This window comes from Methylobacterium komagatae (assembly GCF_042661665.1).
Classification (GTDB): domain Bacteria; phylum Pseudomonadota; class Alphaproteobacteria; order Rhizobiales; family Beijerinckiaceae; genus Methylobacterium; species Methylobacterium komagatae.
The window spans coordinates 1,198,720-1,217,854 of sequence record NZ_JBHSWN010000001.1 but is presented as its reverse complement, the minus strand read 5'-3'; the positions used below and the strand labels follow the sequence as shown (position 1 = coordinate 1,217,854).

Below are 19,135 nucleotides of genomic sequence, written 5' to 3'. Positions count from 1 at the left end.
GCCTCAGCCCAAAGCCTCTTCCACCGCCTTGCCGCAGGCCTGCGTGTCGGCGTTGCCGCCGAGATCCCGGGTGCGCAAAGTCCGCTCGGCGAGGACACGCTCGATGCCGGTGACGATCTCGGCCGCGGCCTCGCGCTCACCGAGATGCTCCAGCATCATCGCCCCGGACCAGATCTGGCCGATCGGATTGGCGATGCCCTGGCCCGCGATGTCGGGGGCCGAGCCGTGGACCGGCTCGAAGACCGACGGATGCACCCGCTCCGGGTTGATGTTGCCGGACGGCGCGATGCCGATCGTGCCGGTGCAGGCGGGCCCGAGGTCGGACAGGATGTCCCCGAACAGGTTCGAGGCGACGACCACGTCGAACCGGTCCGGGTTCAGCACGAAATGCGCGGTGAGGATGTCGATGTGGTACTGGTCCCAGGTGACGCCGGGATAGGACTTGGCCATCTCCCGCACCCGCTCGTCCCAGTACGGCATGGTGATCGAGATGCCGTTGGACTTGGTGGCCGAGGTCAGGTGCTTGCGCGGCCGGGTCTGGGCGAGGTCAAAGGCGAATTTCAGGATCCGGTCGACGCCGTGGCGCGTCATGATCGTCTCCTGCATCGCGAATTCCCGGTCCGTGCCCGCGAACATCCGCCCGCCCGCGTTCGAGTATTCCCCCTCGGTGTTCTCGCGGACCACCCAGAAATCGATGTCGCCGGGCTTCCGGTCGGCCAGCGGACACTTCACGCCGGGCATCAGCCGTACCGGGCGCAGATTGGCGTATTGATCGAATTCCCGCCGGAACAGGATCAGCGAGCCCCACAGGGAGATGTGGTCGGGCACCCGGTCGGGCATGCCGACCGCGCCGAAATAGATCGCGTCGTGGCCGGAGATCTGCGCCTTCCAGTCCTCCGGCATCATCCGGCCGTGTTTTTCGTAGTAGTCGCAGCTCGCGAAATCGAACCAATCGAGCGTCAGCGAGAAGCCATGGCGCTTGGCGGCCTTCTCGAGCACGCGCACGCCCTCGGGCACGACCTCCTTGCCGATGCCGTCGCCCGGAATCACCGCGATGCGGTAGCTGCGCTCTGCCATGGTTTCCTCCGCCTGTTCTCGTCTGCGGCCCAAGGTGAGGACAAGGGCCGCGGGGTCAATCCGCCCGCCTGACGTTCAAACCGATTCCCCGACCATTGCCCGGCGCTGACGGTCGAGTTCCTCGCTGTAGCGCTTGAGGGTGTGGCTCTCGGTGAGGAGGCCCAGCACGTTCCGCGAGGCATCGAGGACCGCGAGCGCCTCGCTCTCCGTCCGGTCGAAGGCGGCGGCGGCCTCCTTGGCATTCATCTCCGGCGTCAGGAAGGCGTCGGTGGAGCGCAGGAGGTCGGCCAGGGCGGGCTGGTCGCCGGACGCCGCCTCCCGGGCCAGCGCGTGGGCCTCCGGCACCGAGACGATGCCGGCATAGCGGTCCTTCCCGTCCACCACCACGACCCGCGAGGGTGAGCCGAGGGGATGGGCGCGCAGGAAGGTGGGGAGCGGCGTGTCGAGGGGAACGGCCCTCACGTCCCGCCGCATCAGACGCCCGACCGTGAGAGAGCGGATCCAGCCGATATCGTGGGCGCTGCGGATGCTCTCGCCGCGCAGGTGGAAGCGCCAGGTGGCGAAGGAATACCCGAAGGTCTTCCGCACCGTCAGCGAGGAGGCGATCACCGCCGCGAGCACGAGGCCGGTGATCGGCAGGCTCCCCGTCGCCTCCAGTGCCAGGAAGGTCATGGTGAGCGGGCCGCCGATCACCGCGACGGCCAGCGCGCTCATGCCGATCACCGCATAGGCCAGGGGCGTCAGGCCGAAGGCGGCCATGCCGGGCACGAGGAGCGGCGCGGCGACCGCGAAGAACTTGCCCGCGATGGCGCCAAGGAACAGCGAGGCGAAGAACAGGCCGCCGCGAAAGCCGGATCCGATGGAGATGGCCGAGGCGACGGCCTTGGCCGCGAACAGGCCCGCGAGAGCGAGGCCGGTATAACCCTCCGCCCCCTCGGCGAAGTGCATGTGCAGGGCGCCGTGCCCGCCCGAGAGAACCTGTGGCGTGCCTGCCAGCGCCAGCGCCCCGACGCACAGGCCGCCGACCATGGGCCCGGCGACGCGGGGCAGGCCCGAGGCCTGCACAACCTGCTCCACCAGGGTGACGCCGCGCATCACCGCGATGCCGAGCATGGCGCAGAACAGGCCGAGGATCAGGCTCGGAACGATCTCAAGGCTGGTGATGTGCGAGGTCGTCACCGCCTGCATGTTGTCGAAGGCGACGAGGGGCTGCGTGCCGAGGATCGCCTGCGAAATCAGGCTGCCGCACAGGGCGGCCACGACGACCGGTGTCAGCATGGCGATGGAATAGAAGCCGATGATCAACTCGAAGGCGTAGAACGCCCCCGTGAGCGGCGCGCCGAAGGCCGCCGCGATGGCGGCCGCCGCGCCGCAGCCGACCAGCGTGCGCAGATCCCCGCGCCTCACCTCGAAGGCGATGCCGAGCCGCGAGGCGACGCCGGAGCAGATCTGCGTGTAGCCCGCCTCCAGCCCGACCGAGGCGCCGCTCCCGTTCGAGATGATGTTCTGCAGGCCGAGATAGAGGCTGTCGCGCAACGACATCCGCCCCCCATGCAGGGCGTTGGCCTCGATCGGATCGATGGCCGGGCGCTTGCGCGGGCCGCGCACGTAGTTGGCCAGCAGGATCAGGAGCCCCAGGGTGATGCCGCCGAGGCAGGGGCCGACGAGGAGCAGGAGCGGATCGACCGCCCCCATGGCGCTCAGGCGGCTTCCGGGTGGAAGCCGGTAGAGGACCTCGCGCAGGGTCTGCGTGAGCAGCGTCATCCCCGAAACGGTAAGGCCCGAGACCGCGCCGACGAAGGTCGCGAGCAGGATGAGGCCACCCTCGCTGCGCCGGACGAAGGCACGCAGCCGTCCTGGTGCCTGGACCAAGGGGCCATGCACCCGCTTCCCGCGGGTCTTCGCGGCCATGGAGCCGACCTCCGGTTCGGCCGTCGTTCCGGGGGAGGGCTGTCGCGCGCTCACCCCCAGGTTCTTACGCAGGCCGGGGGCCGGGCGTCCACCGCGTGGGAAAAGGCGGGAAGCTGGGCGGAGGGGTGAGGCACTTGACCCGGTATCTCTCCTGCGAGGCCGAGGAGCCCCCCATGCCACAGATGTTCGACTGGATCTTCTTCGCAATCATGCTTCCGGTACCAGCTTATCTCGTTTGGGACTGGATCCGGCACAACCAGGGCCGCATTTAACGCGTGGAGGGGACTTCACAGGGGATCGCAATGGGTCTGGCCGCTTTCGTGTTTTTCGTCGTTCCGTGGATGGTGCTGGCGGTCTGGCTGTTCCGCCTGCCAAGCGCCCTGCGGATGGGGGCGCCCTCGACGCCCTGGCGTCCGCTCACCCAGTTCCCGGATCCGCCGCGCGACCAGCGCAGCGAGATCAACGCGGCCAATTCCGGCCATAATGACGGAACCCACCTCACGGGCGGCGACAAGCACACCCCCTACATCGCCTGAGGGCGCGTGGGACGGGGACGTCAGTACTCGTCCTCGTACTCGCGGGTGGGGGCTCTTCCTCGCCCACCCTTGCGGGTAGAGCCCGCGCCGATCCCGGCCACAAGGTCGGCGATGTGGCGGAGCGTCTCGACGGACAGCACCTTCTCGCCCTCGCCCCGCCCTTGCGGGATGAGGGCCTTGGCGAAGCCGAGCTTCTGCGCCTCCTTCAGCCTTGCACCCGCCTGGGCGACCGGGCGGATCGCCCCCGACAGGCCGATCTCGCCGAAATAGACCGTCTCGGCCGGGAGTACCGCGCCGGAAAGGGACGAGACCAGCGCTGCGGCCACCGCGAGGTCGGCGGCAGGCTCCACCACCCGCAGACCACCCGCGACGTTGAGGTAGACGTCGTGCGAGCCCAGCCGGATGCCGGCATGGGCTTCGAGCACCGCGAGCACCATGGACAGGCGGTTCGGGTCCCAGCCCACCACGGCCCGTCGGGGCATGCCGAGCGAGGAGGGGGCGACGAGCGCCTGGATCTCCACCAGCAGCGGTCGCGTGCCCTCCATGCCCGCGAAGACGGCCGTGCCCGCCGCCTGCTGGTCGCGGCCCGCGAGGAACAGCGCGGAGGGGTTCGGCACCTCCGAGAGCCCGGCATCCGTCATCTCGAACACGCCGATCTCGTCGGTGGGTCCGAAGCGGTTCTTCACTGCGCGCAGGATGCGGAAATGATGCCCCTGGTCGCCCTCGAACGAGGCGACCGCATCGACCATGTGCTCGACGACGCGGGGCCCCGCAATCTGCCCGTCCTTGGTGACGTGGCCGACGAGGATCACCGCCGTGCCGGTGGTCTTGGCGAAGCGGATCAGCGCCTGAGCCGAGGAGCGCACCTGCGTGACCGTGCCGGGGGCCGATTCGACGGTCTCGGTCCACATGGTCTGAATTGAATCGATCACTGCCAGCGCCGGGGGCTTCCCCTGGCTCAGGGTCTCGACGATGTCCTCGACATTGGTCTGCGCCGCGAGCTGCACGTTGGCCTGGGCGAGGCCGAGGCGCTCGGCCCGCAGGCGCACCTGCCCCACCGCTTCCTCGCCGGAGATGTAGGCGACGCCCGCCCCTTGCTGGGCCATGGCGGCGGCGGCCTGCATCAGCAGGGTCGACTTGCCGATGCCGGGATCACCGCCGAGCAGGATGACCGAGCCGCGCACGAAGCCGCCGCCGGTCACCCGGTCGAGCTCGCCGATGCCGCTCGCCGTACGCGGCGCCTCCTTGGCCTCGCCGGTCAGGCCTTCCAGGGGGAAGACCCGGCCGCGGGCCCGGCTCGGCCTCGTGGCTGCGGGGCCCGACTGGCCGGGGCCGCCCGCGGTCTCCTCCTGGATCGTGTTCCATCCATCGCAGGCCTCGCAGCGCCCGCGCCAGCGGTTGTAGACCGCCCCGCAGGACTGGCAGACGAAGGTCTGGTGGATCTTGGCCATTCTCTTCGGACTCTTCCGCCTGCCCCTTTCCCATCCGTTGCCCTCATCCTGAGGGTCCGCCAAGCGGCCTCGAAGGAGGGCTCCAGGGATCGCGCGGCTGCCTTGGAGGTCTCCTTCGACGCCACCGCTTCGCGGCGGCACCTCAGGACGAGGAGGCGGATGGAAAGCGCCGTCTACCCACCATAATCTCGAACATAACGAGAACCAAGTCCGGTCAGGATCTCGTAGCCGATGGTCCCGGCCGCACGGCCGACCGCATCGACGTCCAGGCCGTCCCCGATCAGCACGGCGCTCGCTCCCCGCCGGGCGGCGGGAGCGTCGGTGACGTCGAGGATAATGAGATCCATGGAGACGAGGCCGAGGATCGGGCAGGGAACCCCGCCGACCAGCGCATGGCCTCGTCCGCTCAGGGCACGCGGCAGCCCGTCGGCATAGCCCAGCGACAGGGTCGCGAGGCGGCGCGGGCCGGGGGCGGTCCAGCGACCGTTATAGCCGACGCTCATCCCCTTCTCGACCTGGCGCACCTGCACGATGGTCGCTTCCAGCCGCACGACCGGCCGCATGGGGTTCTCCGTCCCCGGCGTCGGGTTGCCACCGAACAGGGCATAGCCCGGCCGCACCAGATCGTGCCCGGCGCCGTCGAGGAAGATTCCCGAGGAATTGGCGAGCGAGCCCTTCAGCGTGGGCAGCGCCTCGCGCACCCTTGCGAAATCCGCGATCTGGCGGGCGTTCACGGGATCGGCGGCCTGCTCGGCGCTGACGAAGTGGCTCATCACGAGATCGATCCCCGCGCCGTCGAGGCGCGAATCGCCCGTCAGCGCGAGGGCTTCCGGCACGGACAGGCCGAGCCGGTTCATGCCGGTATCGACATGGAGGGCGGCGGCATGGCGCCCCTGAGAGAAGGCCGCCCAATCCGATAATTCGTCCAGGCTTCCGAGGACCGGGCGCAGGTCGGCTTCCGCGAAGGCGGGCGCCGAGCCCGGCGGCAGACCGTTCAGCACGTAGATCCGGGCCTGGGGCAACGCGGCGCGGGCGCTCAGGCCCTCCGAGAGATGAGCGACGAAGAAGGTGCGGCACCCGGCCGCCCGCAGGGCAGGGCCCGCGCGGCCGATGCCCGTGCCGTAGGCGTCGGCCTTGATCACGGCGCCGCATTCGGCGCCTCGCGCCGCATCGGCGAGGCGGCGCCAGTTGGCGGCGAGCGCGCAGAGATCGACCGTCAGCCGACCGCCATGCACCTCGCTCCCGCTCCGCTGCGACCCCGCCACGCCACCTCCTCCGAACACCGACACCCCGGACGTAGGGCCACACCCCACCGCTCGGCAACGATGGAACTCCGGCTTCCGCCTCCGACTTCCGCGTAGGTCCCTTCTAACAAAGACGCGCCACAGGATGCCCGTCATGCGCATCGCTCTCGCCGTTGCGGCGCTGCTGCCCTGGCCGGGCGCGGCCCTGGCGCAGACCACGCCGCTGGGCCCCTCCGGATCGGCCATCGGATCGGTCAGCGTCGCCCCCGCCGCGCCGGGCTTCACGAATCAGCAGGCGTCCGCCGTTCCGCAGCGGGCCATTTCCAATCCCGGAGGCTTGAGCCTCGGCGGCAGCGCCTCCGGTGCGTTTCCGAGCATCTCGTCGCAGACCGGCAGCATCCTCAATGCCGGGGGCCTGAGCTTCGGCTCGGGCGTCTCCCTCGGGCGTCTCCCGACGCCCGCAGGCACGGGCCTGTCGATCGGGGCGACGGGAAATGTCGGCTCGTTCTCCGGCGGGCTCGGGACCTCCTCCCTGGGGAGCAGCGGCGGACTCGGTATCTCGACCGGAACGGCCTCGGCGGGGATCGGGGCCACCGGCTCGACCGGGCTGGGCATCGGCACCACGAACGGTCTGACGACCTTTGGCCTTGGCACCACCTCGACGACGACGCGGGGCCTCGTCCCCACCACGGGTCTCGGGGCGGGCGGCGCAGGTGGAGGCGGTGGATCGGGGGCGGGCATCGCCACCGGCGCTACGGTCGATCCCACGCGCCAGACCCTTCCGGCCGCCTCTGGCGGTGGAGGCGGGGGTGGCGGCGCGGGCATTTCCGGTGCTCCGGCCAGCGCGGCCAACGACCCCTGCGCTACCACGATGGCAGGCGCCTGCATAGGCAGCGGGGGCGTGTTCTAGCCATCCGCTGATGCATCGGTGATACAGGGCGCGCGCCGTCGGCGGGGTGAGGGTGACGGCCGAGGTTCGGCAAGATATACTGAGGTCGTGGTCGGGAGAGCCGCACGGGCCTCGTCGGCGCTTCCCGTGCGTTCCTGAAGTGAGGCCATGCCGTTCACAGTCCTTGATCTCGTGGTCCTCGGCATCGTAGCCGTGTCCGCGCTCTTGGCGGCCGTCCGTGGCGTGACGCGTGAGGTCCTGGCGATCGTCGCCTGGGTCGTCGCAGCGGCAGCCGCGTGGTCGTTCTTCCCGATGCTCCTCCCCACGGTGAAGCAGCACGTCAGCAGCGACACGGTCGCGCTCGTGGGCTCCATCGCGGCGATCTTCCTCGTCACGCTGATCATCGTCTCGATCATCACCGTGAAGATCTCGGACGTGGTGCTCGATTCGCGCATCGGCGCGGTCGATCGCTCGCTCGGCTTCCTGTTCGGCGCGGGCCGGGGCTTCCTGATCTGCGTGATCGGCTGGGTGTTCCTGTCCTGGCTGGTCCAGGGCAAGGTGCCGGACTGGGCGGCGCAGGCCCGCTCGCGGCCGATGCTGGAGAAGTCCGGCGACGCGCTGGTGGCGCAGCTTCCCGAGAACCCGGAAGGCTTCCTGAAGCAGTTCAAGAAGGCCAAGCCGGTGAGCCCGCCGAACGAGGCGGCCGACGCCCCCGCCGACGATACCGCGACCCAGCGCCGGACCGAGGCGCCGAAGCGGTAATCCAGGGTGGGCCGCCCGACTCCTCCGCAAGGATGGCGATAGGAAATGCTGCCCTGCGGCCAACGCCGTTGGCCTGGGGTGCCGGAGCGGTTACATGACGGCGGCGTGACGCGCGCGCCCCATGCCCGTCGCCCCCAGGAAGTGACCGAGCCCGATCATGTCGCGAGCCCCCGTCGACGCGTCCGAGCATTTCGATACCGCGAGTTTCGACCTTGACGGAGATACCCTGCGCGAGGAATGCGGGATCTTCGGCATCTTCGGCCACCCGGACGCCTCGGCCATCGTGGCGCTGGGGCTCCACGCCCTGCAGCACCGTGGCCAGGAAGCGGCGGGCATCGTCTCCTTCGACGGCAAGGTCTTCCATTCCGAGCGGCGACCCGGCCTCGTCGGCGATTCATTCTCGGACGGGGCGACCATCGAGCGCCTGAAGGGCCGCTCGGCTATCGGCCACGTCCGGTACTCCACCACGGGCGGAACCATCCTGCGCAACGTCCAGCCGCTCTTCGCGGAGCTGGCGGGCGGCGGCCTCGCGGTGGCCCATAACGGCAACCTGACCAACGCCCTCTCAATCCGCCGCGACCTCGTGCGCGACGGGGCGATCACCCAGTCCACCTCGGACACGGAGGTGATCCTTCACCTCGCCGCCCGCTCGCGGAAGCCCCGCATCATCGAGCGCTTCATCGACGCGCTGCAGGCGATCCAGGGGGCCTACGCTCTGGTGGCGCTCACCAACAAGAAGCTCATCGGTGCCCGCGACCCGCTCGGCATCCGCCCGCTCGTCCTGGGAGAGCTCGACGGGTGCTACATGCTCGCCTCGGAGACCTGCGCCCTCGACATCATCGGAGCCCGCTACGTCCGCGACATTGAGAATGGCGAGATCGTCGTCATCTCGGAGGAAGGCGTCGAGTCGATCCGCTTCGCCAATGCGCAGCCGATGCGCCCCTGCATCTTCGAATACATCTACTTCGCCCGCCCGGATTCAGTGGTGAACGGCAAGAGCGTCTATGCCGTGCGCAAGGCGATCGGCCACGAACTGGCCCGCGAGTCGCGGGCCGAGGCCGACGTGGTGGTGCCGGTGCCCGATTCGGGCGTGCCGGCGGCGCTCGGCTACGCCCAGGAAACCGGCATCCCCTTCGAGATGGGGATCATCCGCAACCACTATGTCGGGCGCACCTTCATCCAGCCGACCCAGTCGGTGCGCGAACTCGGCGTGCGCATGAAGCACTCGGCCAACCGCGCGGCCATCGCGGGCAAGCGCATCGTGCTGGTGGATGACAGCCTCGTGCGCGGCACGACCTCGGTAAAGATCGTGCGCATGATGCGCGAAGCAGGCGCGGCGGAGGTGCATTTCCGCATCGCCTCGCCGCCGATCACCCATCCCGACTATTACGGCATCGACACGCCGGAGCGGGAGAAGCTGCTGGCCGCCACCCACGACCTCGAAGGGATGCGCCAGTATATCGGCGCCGATTCCCTGGCCTTCCTCTCGATCCCCGGCCTCTACCGGGCGATGGGCGAGACGGAGCGGCGCAGTGCCTGCCCGCAATACACCGATCACTGCTTCACCGGCGAATACCCCACCGGGCTGACGGACCTGTCCATCGCCAGCCCCCGCCAGATGGCGATGCTCGCCGAAGCCGACTGATCGCCCGAGGCCCCTCAAGGCCCCTCAAGGCCGAATCCGGAAGGCTGACCCCATGGCCGATCTGCCCCTCGACGGCCGCGTCGCCGTCGTCACCGGTGCCTCGCGCGGCATCGGCCGCGCCGCCGCCCTGGCCCTCGCGGAGGCGGGCGCGCATGTCGTGGCGGTGGCCCGTACCCAGGGGGCCCTGGAGGAACTGGACGACGAGATCCGCCGGATCGGCGGCAGCGCCACCCTGGTCCCCCTCGACCTCAAGGATTTCGAGGCCATCGACCGCCTCGGCGGGGCGATCCACGAACGCTGGGGCAAGCTCGACATTCTCGTCGGCAATGCCGGCATCCTCGGCGTGTTGATGCCGCTCGGGCATATCGACCCGAAGATCTGGGCGAGCGCGCTGGACATCAACGTCACCGCCAACTGGCGGCTGATCCGCTCGCTCGATCCGCTGCTGCGGATGTCCGATGCAGGCCGGGCGATCTTTGTCACCTCCGGCGCGGCCCATTCCTGCCGGGCCTACTGGGGTCCCTACGCGGTCACCAAGGCGGCGCTGGAGGCGCTGGTGCGCACCTACGCCGCCGAGACCGAATCGACCGCGATCCGCGCCATGCTGGTGAGCCCCGGCGCCCTGCGCACCCGCATGCGCCGCTCGGCCATGCCGGGCGAGGATCCGCAGACGCTCCGCACGCCGGAGGATCTGGCGCCCCATTTCGTGCGTCTGGCCTCGCCGGACTGGACCGATACAGGCCTGATCTACGATTTCACCCAGGACCGGGTGCTGACGCCGCGCCGCCCGGATTGACGGTTCACCATACCACCACGGCCTGAGGGGAGAAGACGCGCCATGATCGACGTGCGGGCGATGTGCGCCATCGGGCAGCGGGGCCAGCTCGGCCTGCATGGGCGTTTGCCCTGGGAGGGCAATACCGATCCGCTCTTCGTCGAGGACGTGACGCGGTTCTTCGCCGAGACGCAGGGCCATGTCCTCATCGCCGGCCCGAAGACGATCGAGGCCGTGCCGGAATTCGCCTTCAAGGACCGCACCATCGACATCATCCGCTCGCACGAGGATCCGCAGGCAGTCCTGGCCCGTTATCCGGGGCGGCGGATCTTCGTCGGGGGTGGGATCGCCGTGTGGAACGTCTACGCGCCATTCATCCAGCAATGGGACATCACCCGCCTTCCCTATGACGGCGACGCCGACCGCTGGTTCGATCCGGCTTGGCTCGTCGGCGGCGCGTTGCGGACGGCATGAGCACGCATCCCTACAGCTTCGGCATCGAGGAGGAGTACTTTCTCGCGGATGCCGAGACCCGCGACACGCCGCGCGGTGATCTCGCCGCCTTCCATGCGCAGGCGAAGGAGAGCCTGCCCGAGACCGGGCGCGAGCTGGTCGCGGCGCAGATCGAGGTCTGCACCCCGCCGCTCACGGTGATGAACGAGGCGCGGGACAATCTCGGTGGCCAGCGCGCCCGGCTCGCGGACGTCGCCCGGAACCACGGTCTCATGCTCCTGTCCTGCGGCACGCAGCCCCTGGCCCGGCGCCGGAGCCAGACCGCCTCGGACGGCGAGCGTTATCAGGAGATCCTGTCCGATCTCGGCATGGCCGCCCGCCGGGCGCTGATCTCCGGCATGCATGTCCATGTCGAGGTGCCCGATCCCGATGCGCGGATCGACCTGATGAACCGGCTGCTGCCGTTCCAGCCGATGCTGCTCGCCCTCTCGGCCTCCTCGCCGTTCTGGCAGGGCGAGGCGACGGGGATGCAGGCCTACAGACTCTGCATCTTCGGGGAGATGCCCCGCACCGGCTTCCCCGAAATCTTCGCGGATGCCGCCGCCCATGACCGGCTCGTCACCATCATGACTCGCGCAGGCGCCATCGCGGATGCGAGTTATCTGTGGTGGTCCTTAAGGCCCTCGATCAAGTTCCCAACGCTGGAACTGCGCATCGCCGATGCCTGCACCCGGATCGACGATTCCCTCTGCCTCGCGGCCCTGTTCCGCTGCCTCGTGCGGCTCTGCGTGCGGCGGCCCGACCTCAATGCCGGGCTCGACGGCGTCTCTCGGGCACTGGCCTCCGAGAACCTGTGGCGCGCCCAGCGCGACGGTGTGCGGGCCGAACTGATCGACGAGGCGCGCGGGAACGCCGTGCCCTTCGCGCAGGCCCTCGATTCGGTGCTCGACCTCATCACCGAGGATGCGCAGGCCCTGGGCTGCGAGCGAGACGTCGCCCGCGCCCGTGCCATCGTGGCGGAGGGCACCAGCGCGGACCGGCAGATCGCCGCGGCCGACGCGGCCCGCGCCGAGGGCCGGGACGAGCGGACCGCCCTCGCGGCGGCGGTGGATTGGATCGCCGGGGCTGTGGTCTCGTAAAGCTTTCTAGGCGAGTCCGTCGAGGAAGGGCGCTGCGGCTTCCTCCGCCGCGCGCTCGAGGGCCCGGTAGCGGGCGACGAGGTCGGCGCCGAAGGCCGAGAGGCGAGCGCCGCCGCCTGCGCGACCGCCGGTCTGAGCCTCCACCACCGGTCTCCCGAAGCCGGTATTCATCGCCTCCACCAGAAGCCATGCCCGGCGATAGGACATGCCGAGCGCGCGTCCGGCTCCCGAAATCGAGCCCTGCTCCGCGATGGCTTCGAGGAGAGCGATCTTGCCCGGTCCAATCCGGTGGCCGGGGCCGAGATCGATGCGGATCGAGAGCCGCGCCCGAACCGCGCCGCCGTCTTCGCTCTGCGACGTCGGCAGGGTCATGGGGTCCTCTCCACGCGGGCATCTCCGTGTCGGATGGGAGATGTCGTATCCATTCCCGTCTTTGCGAGCATGGAAAAGCCATCCGGTGAGGCGGGCCATATCCAAAAGTGGCTCGCGTCCCTGGATGGCTTCACATCGCTCGCAAGGATGGCGGGTTCGGTGAGCGTTGTCAGACCTGCATGATCCGGCTCCCGCGCCGATGCATCGCGTCGCCGCCCTGCGTCTCCTCGACGTGGACCGGCTCCTCGACCGGCTTCACCGGCTTGGGCTCCAGCTTGCCGACCTTCTCGATCCTGACGCCGACATAGGAGCCACGCCGCCACGCCACCTTCACCGCGCAGACGAAATCGCGGCCGATGACCCGGAACATGAAGCGTTCGGGCAGCTCCATTCCTTCGGGCACGGCGAGCCGGGCGCCGGAGGGCGAGATGTCCTTGACCGACGTCGCGATCTCACGACCGTCGAACATGCGGATCTTGGCGATCCAGTTCGTCTCCTTGCGCTCCTCGCTGCGCATGTCCCGAAAGAGAAGTTCGGCCTCGCTGGCTTCCGTCATGCCGTCGCCTCTAGGGAAGCCGTGTCGAAGGCGTCTGCCACGGGCCGGAAGGCACGTACCAGTGCCGGATCGAGCCGGCCCGCCATATCGTCGATGATCGCCAGAGCCGCCGTGCCGCTCATGGGAGCCTTGTAGGGCCGCCGTTCGATGAGGGCGGCGTAGATGTCGCTGATGGTCACGAGGCGCACGAGGTCTGGGATTTCAGCGCCGCGCAGCCCGTCCGGATAGCCGGACCCGTCCAGCATTTCATGGTGAGACCGGACCACGGTCAGGGTCGCGGCGTCGAAACCTGAATTGAGGAGCATCGCGTGACCGAGCGCCGCATGGGTGCGCATGACCTTCAGCTCCTCCGGATCGAGCCGGCCGGGCTTGTTCAGGATGGCGGCGGGAATCTTCGTCTTGCCGACATCGTGCAGCAGCGCCGCCTTGGCGAGGTGATGCCGGTCGGTCGCGTTGAATCCGAGGCTGCAGGCGAAGGCGGCCGAGAGCCCCGCGACCAGCAGGATGTGCTGGTGCGTCACGTCATCGAACCTCTGCACCGCCCGGACCCAGTCCGCGATGCCCGTTTCGAGAATCGCCTGGGCCACCAGCTCTGAGCCGGTATCGGCGAGGTCGGGCGTCATCGCCGCGTCGGAGAAGAACACCTCGTCGAGGAATCGCTTGGCCTCGCCCGCATGGCGCCGTGCCGCCACGGTGGCGGCAGGCAGCGGCGGCGGAGCGGGCTGGCTCTTTATCCGCATCTGCAAGAGGCGCAATGCGGCGGCGGCGGCGACAGGCTCGGCGCCGATCAGCCGCGCATGCATCTCGGCGCGCGCGGCATGGCCATGGACGAGAAGGATATGCGGCAGGCCCGCCCCGTGGATGCCGTCGATGCAACGGCGCAGGCGCGAAAATGCATCCGAGGTGAGGTCCTTCACGTCGCTGACGACGAGTGAAGGACGCACGGCCGGAACGTCCGCGTCGTAGAGGTCGTGGATCAGGCAGGAATGCGGATCGTCGAGACCCCGGGCCAGCCGTTCGGCATGACGCAGATCATCGCTGATCAGCAGGACCTCAGACATGACAGCCGCTGCCCCGCCGTCCGTAGAATAACATCTTCCCGATCCCCTGCCGGAACGGGACAGATACTGGCACGGGAAATCCTAACTAAGCTCTACTTCTGACCCCCAATACTGAAAACGAGAGAGGAGGCCGCTAATAGCAATGCAACTTAAAATAGATTGACGTGATCAAAAAACGCCCAAACAGGCGAGGAGCGGCCCCACCAACCATGAACGGGGGGATGCCAAAGTCGGCGGGGCCGGTCGGACGGATCCGACGCCCGAACGATGGGCGAGGACGCGGGAAGCAACAATCACATGGATCAAAGGCATCCCGGAAATGCCCGGCAGAAAAGCGATGAAATGACCAAGGATACAACTCAGAGGCGAAATCGGTCGTGAGGGGATAGTCGGCAACGACCTTTGCCGCTCCGCGTTCTGCGCAACAACACGACTCGACCGCGCCGGTTTCGGTAAGGCTTGTCGTGTAGGACGGGCACAAGGTTTTCTTCAGCATAACCTCATGGACAGGCCAAACACCGAGACGCTCCTGCATCGCGCCGACGCCCTGGAAGCGGAGGCGGCCCGGCTTCGCGCCGTGGCGGGCGAGGCGGGGGATGCCCTGCGCGTTGCCGAGGCCCGTCTATTGAGGGCGCAGGAGGCAGGCGGCATCGGCCTGTTCTCCGTGGGCATCGAGGACGGGATCCTGCACCCGACTCCGCATTTCTGCCGCCTCTACGGCATGCCCGAGCGCGAGAGCTACCCGGCCAAAGCCTTCGAGACCCTGGTCCTGCCGGAGGATTCCCACCTCGTTTCCACGGCCGAGAGTCGCCGGAGCGGCGAGCCGCCCCGCGACGTCGAGTATCGTATCCGCCGCCCCGACACGGACGAGATCCGCTGGATCGCCCGCAAGGGCGAGATCGAGCGCGACGCGCGAGGCGTCCCAGTGCGGTTCCAGGGGGTGGCGCGAGACGTCACGGAGGAGCGGTCCGTGCGCGGCGCCCTCGCCGAGAGCGAGCAACGCTACCGGGCGCTGTTCGAGGCGGTCGATGACGGCTTCTGCATCATCGAATTCATCGACGGGCCGGACGGAACCCTGAGCGATTACGTCCACATCGTCGCCAATTCCGGCTACCAGCGCCACACGGGCATCCCCGACATCGTCGGCAAGCGCCTGCGCGAGATCGCCCCGAACGAGGCCGAGGGCTGGCTCGATCTCTATGGCGGGGTGCTGCGCAACGGCAGGCCGATCCGGTTCGAGCGGGCCTTCGTCGCCGCCGGACGGCATATCGAGGTCTCGGCGGCGCGAGTCGAACCCGCGAGCCGTCGGCAGGTCTCGGTGCTGTTCCGCGACATTACCGAGCGCAAGCGCGCCGAGGCGCGGCAGCGCGAGAGCGAGGAGCAGTTCCGTATCCTCGCGGAAGCGATCCCGAACCATGTCTGGTCGGCGCGCCCGGACGGCACCGTCACGTGGTTCAACGCACAAATGTACGCCTTCGCCGGGCTCGCGCCGGGCGGCTTTGCGGGCGGTGATCTGTGGCGGGCGATCGCGCATCCCGACGATGCCGAGGCCACCAGCGCGGACTGGGCCCAGGCGCTGGCCGCAGGCAGCGTCTACCAGCGCGAGGTGCGCCTGCGCCGGGCGAACGGCGACGACCGCTGGTTCCTCGTCCGGGCCGAGCCGGTCCGCAACGCGGAGGGAGCGATCACCCGCTGGGTCGGCACCAATGTCGATATCGATGAGGGTAAGCGCCGGGCGGTCGCCCTGGAAAAGCTCGTGGCCGAGCGGACCGCCGACCGCAATGCCCTGTGGCAGCTCTCCCGCGACCTCATGCTCCGCTGCACTTTCGAGGGTCTCGTCACCGCCGTGAACCCGGCCTGGACGGAGATGCTGGGCTGGCGCGAGGACGAACTGATCGGCCGTCCGCTCTTCGACCTCGTCCACCCTGACGACCTGGACAGCACCCTGGAGGCCGCCTCCGAACTCTCTCGCGGCCAGTCCCATGCGCGGTTCGACAACCGCTACCGGACCCGCGACGGGGGCTACCGCTGGATCGCGTGGTCGACGCGGCCGAGCGAGGGGCTGATCAACGCCGTCGGGCGCGACATCACCGCCGAGCGTGAACGGGCCGAGGCCCTGGCGCGCACGGAGGAGGCCCTGCGGCAGGCGCAGAAGATGGAGGCGGTGGGCCAGCTCACGGGCGGGCTCGCCCATGATTTCAACAACATGCTGGCAGGCATCGTCGGCTCCCTGGAAATGATGCAGACCCGCCTGCTCCAGGGGCGTACCGGCGACCTCGGGCGCTATATCGGCGCGGCGCAGGGGGCGGCCAAGCGCGCAGCGGCCCTGACGCACCGGCTCCTTGCCTTTTCCCGCCGCCAGACCCTCGACCCGAAGCCCACCGACGTGAACCGGCTGGTGGTGGGGATGGAGGATCTGGTCCGCCGCACGGTCGGCCCCTCGGTGTCGGTCGAGGTGGTCGCTGCCGGGGGGCTTTGGCCGACCCTGGTCGATCCGAGCCAGCTGGAGAACGCCCTCCTCAACCTCTGCATCAATGCCCGCGATGCGATGCCGGAAGGCGGGCGCATCGTGATCGAGACTTGCAACCGCTGGCTCGATCACCGCGCCGCCGCCGAGCGCGACGTGGCGCCCGGCCAGTACGTGTCGCTCTGCGTTTCGGACAACGGCACCGGCATGCTGCCCGAGGTGAAGGCCAAGGCGTTCGACCCGTTCTTCACCACCAAGCCGCTCGGCGAGGGGACCGGGCTCGGGCTGTCGATGATCTACGGCTTCGTGCGCCAGTCGGGCGGGCAGGCGCGGATCTATTCCGAGGTCGGGCAGGGCACCATGGTCTGCCTCTACCTGCCGCGTCATCTCGGCGAGGCCGAGGAGCCAGAGGAAGCCTCCGCGCCCGCCGAAGTGGCCCCGGCCCGCGCGGGCGAGACGGTGCTGGTGGTCGATGACGAGCCGACCGTGCGGATGCTGGTCGCGGAGGTTCTGGGCGATCTCGGCTACGCCGCGCTGGAGGCAGCGGATGGGCCCGCGGGCCTGAAATTGCTGCAATCGGAGGCGCGGATCGACCTCCTCGTCACCGATGTCGGACTGCCGGGCGGCATGAACGGACGGCAGATGGTGGATGCCGCCCGCGCGAGTCGCCCGGACCTAAAGGTGCTGTTCATCACCGGCTATGCCGAGAACGCAGCCCTCAACCACGGGCATCTCGCCCCCGGTACGCAGGTGCTGACCAAGCCCTTCTCCCTCGATACGCTCGCGGTGCGCATCCGCAGCCTGATCGAGGGGTGAAGGCCTTCCTGGTCAATGGTTTCGGAAGGCCCCGCCGTCATTGCGAGCGGAGCGAAGCAATCCACTCGGCACCGCCTCATCCGGACAGGTCGCGATCTGAATTGCTTCGGCTCCGCCTCGCAATGACGGCAGACGAGTCGAACTGGGTCGTCCACCCGGAACCGATCTGAAATCCGGTCAGTGGGTCTCCGCCACGGCGCCGTGCAGGCACTGATGCATGAACGCCTTGCGGTCCGGGCCCTTGGGCAGCGCCTTGGCCACAGCTTGGCTCCGGCAGGCATCGCGCTGGGGCTTCATGCAATCGCGCATCGCCGCCTTGCGCTCCGGACCCGTCAGGCTGCGGCTGTCGATCTGCGCCTTGCACTGCGCCCGCGCCGATGTCGCCTGGCCCGCCTGGGGCACAGGAGCCGGTGTCTCCTGCGCGAGAGCCGCGCCGGACAGACCGGCGAGCAGGGCGAGGGCGAGGAACGAACGGAGGAAGGGTCTCATGCGCGGCTCCTGAAGCGGCCCATTCGCGGGCCGGGACCGGCATGAGACGCCCCCGACGCATCCGCACGATGGCGGCTTCGTATCGTCGGGTAACGAAACGTGACGCGGTGGGCTGCTCCCGCCGCGCTCAGCTCTTGTCGAACGGGTTCTGCGAGGTGCGCAGGCTCAGGCGGATCGGCGTGCCGGGTAGGTCGAAAGCCTCCCGCAGGCCGTTGACGAGGTAGCGGGTGTAGGATTTCGGCAGCGCGTCGAGCTGGTTGCCGAACAGGGCGAAATGCGGCGGACGGCTCTTCACCTGCGTGGCGTAGCGGATCTTGATCCGGCGGCCCGACACGGCCGGGGGTGGGTTGCGCGACAGGGCGTCGCCCAGCCAGTCGTTGATCCGCGAGGTCGAGACGCGGCGGTCCCAGACCTCGGACGCGCCGACCACCGCCTGCATGAGCTTGTCGATACCCTCGCCCGCGAGGCCGGAGAGCGGCACCACCGAGACGCCGCGCACCTGCGGCAGCAGGCGGGTGCAATCCTCGCGCAGTTGCTTCAGCAGGCCCGGCTGGTCGGCCACGAGGTCCCACTTGTTGAGGCCGATCACCAGCGCACGGCCTTCGCTCTCCACGAGGTCGACGATGGTGAGATCCTGCTTCTCGAACGGGATCGTGGCGTCGAGGAGCACCACCACCACCTCGGCGAAGCGCACGGCCCGCAGGCCGTCCGAGACGGCGAGCTTCTCGAGCTTGTCGTCGATCCGCGCGCGGCGGCGCATGCCGGCCGTGTCGTGGAGCTTGATCCGGCGCCCCCGCCATTCCCAATCGAGGGAGATCGAATCGCGGGTGATGCCCGCTTCGGGGCCGACGAGCAGCCGCTCCTCGCCGAGCATGTTGTTGATCAGCGTCGACTTGCCCGCATTGGGCCGCCCGACGATGGCGACGCGGAGCGACCGGCCGCCGGGGCCATCCTCGTCCTCCTCCTCGTCCGTATCGGGCTTCGGCAGGGATTCGATCAGGGCGTTGTGCAATTCGCCCAAGCCCTCGCCGTGCTCGGCCGAGAAAGGGATCGGATCCCCGAGACCCAGGGAGAACGCCTCGTAGGCGCCCGACATCCCGGCCCCGCCCTCGGCCTTGTTGGCGATGAGGATGACCGGGCAGCCCGCCCGGCGGGTCAGTTCGGCGAAGGATTGGTCGGCGGGCAGCACGCCGGCGCGGGCGTCGATGACGAACAGCACCACGTCGGCAGCGAGGATCGCAGCCTCGGTCTGCATCCGCATCCGGCCGGTGAGGGTATCGTCGTCCGCCTCTTCCAGGCCGGCTGTGTCGATGACCCGGAAATGCAGGCCGCCGAAGGCGACGTCGCCCTCGCGCCTGTCGCGGGTCACGCCGGGACGGTCGTCCACCAGGGCGAGCTTCCGGCCCACGAGGCGGTTGAACAGGGTCGACTTGCCGACATTCGGCCGGCCGACGATCGCGACGGTCGGCATGTCCATCGGGTCAGTTCCTAC

General features: G+C 69.2%; 17 protein-coding genes. 8 read left to right on the top strand and 9 right to left on the bottom strand.

Annotated elements, in window-relative coordinates; all coding sequences use genetic code 11:
* Nucleotides 1-3: 3 nt before the first annotated feature.
* Together ACFQE0_RS05845 and ACFQE0_RS05840 are read right to left on the bottom strand one after the other, a co-directional pair.
* Nucleotides 4-1,077 carry a tartrate dehydrogenase gene (locus ACFQE0_RS05845; RefSeq protein ID WP_378967965.1) on the bottom strand — a complete coding sequence of 358 codons (1,074 nt, stop codon included), beginning with the start codon at nucleotides 1,075-1,077 and terminating at the stop codon, nucleotides 4-6.
* A gap of 75 nt (nucleotides 1,078-1,152) precedes the next feature.
* Entirely contained in the window at nucleotides 1,153-2,988 is a 1,836-nt protein-coding gene (locus ACFQE0_RS05840; protein ID WP_378967963.1) for a chloride channel protein, read from the bottom strand.
* Nucleotides 2,989-3,290: 302 nt separating this feature from the next.
* Here ACFQE0_RS05840 and ACFQE0_RS05835 point away from each other — a divergent pair, with 302 nt between their 5' ends.
* Nucleotides 3,291-3,524, top strand: a complete 234-nt coding sequence (locus ACFQE0_RS05835; protein ID WP_378967961.1) for a hypothetical protein — start codon at nucleotides 3,291-3,293, stop codon at nucleotides 3,522-3,524.
* A gap of 20 nt (nucleotides 3,525-3,544) precedes the next feature.
* Here ACFQE0_RS05835 and radA read toward each other — a convergent pair whose 3' ends face one another.
* Both radA and alr read right to left on the bottom strand, forming a co-directional pair.
* Nucleotides 3,545-4,975 carry a DNA repair protein RadA gene (gene radA, locus ACFQE0_RS05830; protein WP_378967959.1) on the bottom strand — a complete coding sequence of 477 codons (1,431 nt, stop codon included), beginning with the start codon at nucleotides 4,973-4,975 and terminating at the stop codon, nucleotides 3,545-3,547.
* 173 nt (nucleotides 4,976-5,148) lie between these two features.
* Complete coding sequence (gene alr / locus ACFQE0_RS05825) at nucleotides 5,149-6,240, bottom strand: alanine racemase (RefSeq protein WP_378967957.1); 1,092 nt, start codon at nucleotides 6,238-6,240, stop codon at nucleotides 5,149-5,151.
* Between the two features lie 133 nt (nucleotides 6,241-6,373).
* On the opposite strand from alr, the gene ACFQE0_RS05820 reads away from it, so the two are divergent.
* From ACFQE0_RS05820 to ACFQE0_RS05795, 6 genes are all read left to right on the top strand, one after another.
* Entirely contained in the window at nucleotides 6,374-7,129 is a 756-nt protein-coding gene (locus ACFQE0_RS05820; protein WP_378967955.1) for a hypothetical protein, read from the top strand.
* Between the two features lie 147 nt (nucleotides 7,130-7,276).
* Entirely contained in the window at nucleotides 7,277-7,870 is a 594-nt protein-coding gene (locus ACFQE0_RS05815; RefSeq protein WP_378967952.1) for a CvpA family protein, read from the top strand.
* 157 nt (nucleotides 7,871-8,027) lie between these two features.
* On the top strand, nucleotides 8,028-9,515 hold the full coding sequence (gene purF / locus ACFQE0_RS05810; protein WP_378967950.1) for an amidophosphoribosyltransferase: 1,488 nt from the start codon (nucleotides 8,028-8,030) through the stop codon (nucleotides 9,513-9,515).
* Nucleotides 9,516-9,567: 52 nt separating this feature from the next.
* Nucleotides 9,568-10,311, top strand: a complete 744-nt coding sequence (locus ACFQE0_RS05805) for an SDR family NAD(P)-dependent oxidoreductase (RefSeq protein WP_378967948.1) — start codon at nucleotides 9,568-9,570, stop codon at nucleotides 10,309-10,311.
* Nucleotides 10,312-10,353: 42 nt separating this feature from the next.
* Complete coding sequence (locus ACFQE0_RS05800) at nucleotides 10,354-10,764, top strand: dihydrofolate reductase family protein (protein ID WP_378967946.1); 411 nt, start codon at nucleotides 10,354-10,356, stop codon at nucleotides 10,762-10,764.
* Entirely contained in the window at nucleotides 10,761-11,882 is a 1,122-nt protein-coding gene (locus ACFQE0_RS05795; protein ID WP_378967944.1) for a carboxylate-amine ligase, read from the top strand. The genes ACFQE0_RS05800 and ACFQE0_RS05795 overlap by 4 nt, the downstream gene beginning before the upstream one ends.
* 6 nt (nucleotides 11,883-11,888) lie before the next feature.
* Here the strand turns inward: ACFQE0_RS05795 and ACFQE0_RS05790 are convergent, their stop codons facing one another.
* The 3 genes from ACFQE0_RS05790 to ACFQE0_RS05780 all read right to left on the bottom strand — a co-directional run bounded on the left by ACFQE0_RS05790 (nucleotide 11,889) and on the right by ACFQE0_RS05780 (nucleotide 13,871).
* The gene (locus tag ACFQE0_RS05790; protein WP_378967941.1) at nucleotides 11,889-12,254 is read right to left on the bottom strand and encodes a winged helix-turn-helix domain-containing protein; all 366 of its coding nucleotides are present in this window, start codon (nucleotides 12,252-12,254) and stop codon (nucleotides 11,889-11,891) included.
* Between the two features lie 169 nt (nucleotides 12,255-12,423).
* Nucleotides 12,424-12,810 (bottom strand): PilZ domain-containing protein, encoded by a 387-nt coding sequence (locus ACFQE0_RS05785; protein WP_378967939.1) that lies wholly within the window; start codon nucleotides 12,808-12,810, stop codon nucleotides 12,424-12,426.
* Nucleotides 12,807-13,871 carry an HD-GYP domain-containing protein gene (locus ACFQE0_RS05780; protein WP_378967937.1) on the bottom strand — a complete coding sequence of 355 codons (1,065 nt, stop codon included), beginning with the start codon at nucleotides 13,869-13,871 and terminating at the stop codon, nucleotides 12,807-12,809. Before ACFQE0_RS05780 ends, ACFQE0_RS05785 begins: the two co-directional genes overlap by 4 nt.
* A 502-nt stretch (nucleotides 13,872-14,373) precedes the next feature.
* Here ACFQE0_RS05780 and ACFQE0_RS05775 point away from each other — a divergent pair.
* Complete coding sequence (locus ACFQE0_RS05775) at nucleotides 14,374-17,154, top strand: hybrid sensor histidine kinase/response regulator (RefSeq protein WP_378967935.1); 2,781 nt, start codon at nucleotides 14,374-14,376, stop codon at nucleotides 17,152-17,154.
* A 177-nt stretch (nucleotides 17,155-17,331) separates the two neighbouring features.
* Here the strand turns inward: ACFQE0_RS05775 and ACFQE0_RS05770 are convergent, their stop codons facing one another.
* Both ACFQE0_RS05770 and der read right to left on the bottom strand, forming a co-directional pair.
* Nucleotides 17,332-17,643, bottom strand: coding sequence for a PsiF family protein (locus ACFQE0_RS05770; RefSeq protein ID WP_378967933.1), 312 nt, complete (start codon nucleotides 17,641-17,643; stop codon nucleotides 17,332-17,334).
* A 127-nt stretch (nucleotides 17,644-17,770) separates the two neighbouring features.
* Nucleotides 17,771-19,120: a ribosome biogenesis GTPase Der gene (gene der / locus ACFQE0_RS05765; protein ID WP_378967930.1), complete on the bottom strand. Its 1,350-nt coding sequence runs from the start codon at nucleotides 19,118-19,120 to the stop codon at nucleotides 17,771-17,773.
* Between the last annotated feature and the right edge of the window lie 15 nt (nucleotides 19,121-19,135).

Excerpts from the sequence above, each read along its gene's own strand:
- ACFQE0_RS05845 (WP_378967965.1), bottom strand. The coding sequence starts at position 1,077 with ATGGCAGAGCGCAGCTACCGCATCGCGGTGATTCCGGGCGACGGCATC.
- ACFQE0_RS05840 (WP_378967963.1), bottom strand. The coding sequence starts at position 2,988 with ATGGCCGCGAAGACCCGCGGGAAGCGGGTGCATGGCCCCTTGGTCCAG.
- ACFQE0_RS05835 (WP_378967961.1), top strand. The coding sequence starts at position 3,291 with ATGGGTCTGGCCGCTTTCGTGTTTTTCGTCGTTCCGTGGATGGTGCTG.
- radA (WP_378967959.1), bottom strand. The coding sequence starts at position 4,975 with ATGGCCAAGATCCACCAGACCTTCGTCTGCCAGTCCTGCGGGGCGGTC.
- ACFQE0_RS05820 (WP_378967955.1), top strand. The coding sequence starts at position 6,374 with ATGCGCATCGCTCTCGCCGTTGCGGCGCTGCTGCCCTGGCCGGGCGCG.
- ACFQE0_RS05815 (WP_378967952.1), top strand. The coding sequence starts at position 7,277 with ATGCCGTTCACAGTCCTTGATCTCGTGGTCCTCGGCATCGTAGCCGTG.
- purF (WP_378967950.1), top strand. The coding sequence starts at position 8,028 with ATGTCGCGAGCCCCCGTCGACGCGTCCGAGCATTTCGATACCGCGAGT.
- ACFQE0_RS05805 (WP_378967948.1), top strand. The coding sequence starts at position 9,568 with ATGGCCGATCTGCCCCTCGACGGCCGCGTCGCCGTCGTCACCGGTGCC.
- ACFQE0_RS05800 (WP_378967946.1), top strand. The coding sequence starts at position 10,354 with ATGATCGACGTGCGGGCGATGTGCGCCATCGGGCAGCGGGGCCAGCTC.
- ACFQE0_RS05795 (WP_378967944.1), top strand. The coding sequence starts at position 10,761 with ATGAGCACGCATCCCTACAGCTTCGGCATCGAGGAGGAGTACTTTCTC.
- ACFQE0_RS05790 (WP_378967941.1), bottom strand. The coding sequence starts at position 12,254 with ATGACCCTGCCGACGTCGCAGAGCGAAGACGGCGGCGCGGTTCGGGCG.
- ACFQE0_RS05785 (WP_378967939.1), bottom strand. The coding sequence starts at position 12,810 with ATGACGGAAGCCAGCGAGGCCGAACTTCTCTTTCGGGACATGCGCAGC.
- ACFQE0_RS05780 (WP_378967937.1), bottom strand. The coding sequence starts at position 13,871 with ATGTCTGAGGTCCTGCTGATCAGCGATGATCTGCGTCATGCCGAACGG.
- ACFQE0_RS05775 (WP_378967935.1), top strand. The coding sequence starts at position 14,374 with ATGGACAGGCCAAACACCGAGACGCTCCTGCATCGCGCCGACGCCCTG.
- ACFQE0_RS05770 (WP_378967933.1), bottom strand. The coding sequence starts at position 17,643 with ATGAGACCCTTCCTCCGTTCGTTCCTCGCCCTCGCCCTGCTCGCCGGT.
- der (WP_378967930.1), bottom strand. The coding sequence starts at position 19,120 with ATGGACATGCCGACCGTCGCGATCGTCGGCCGGCCGAATGTCGGCAAG.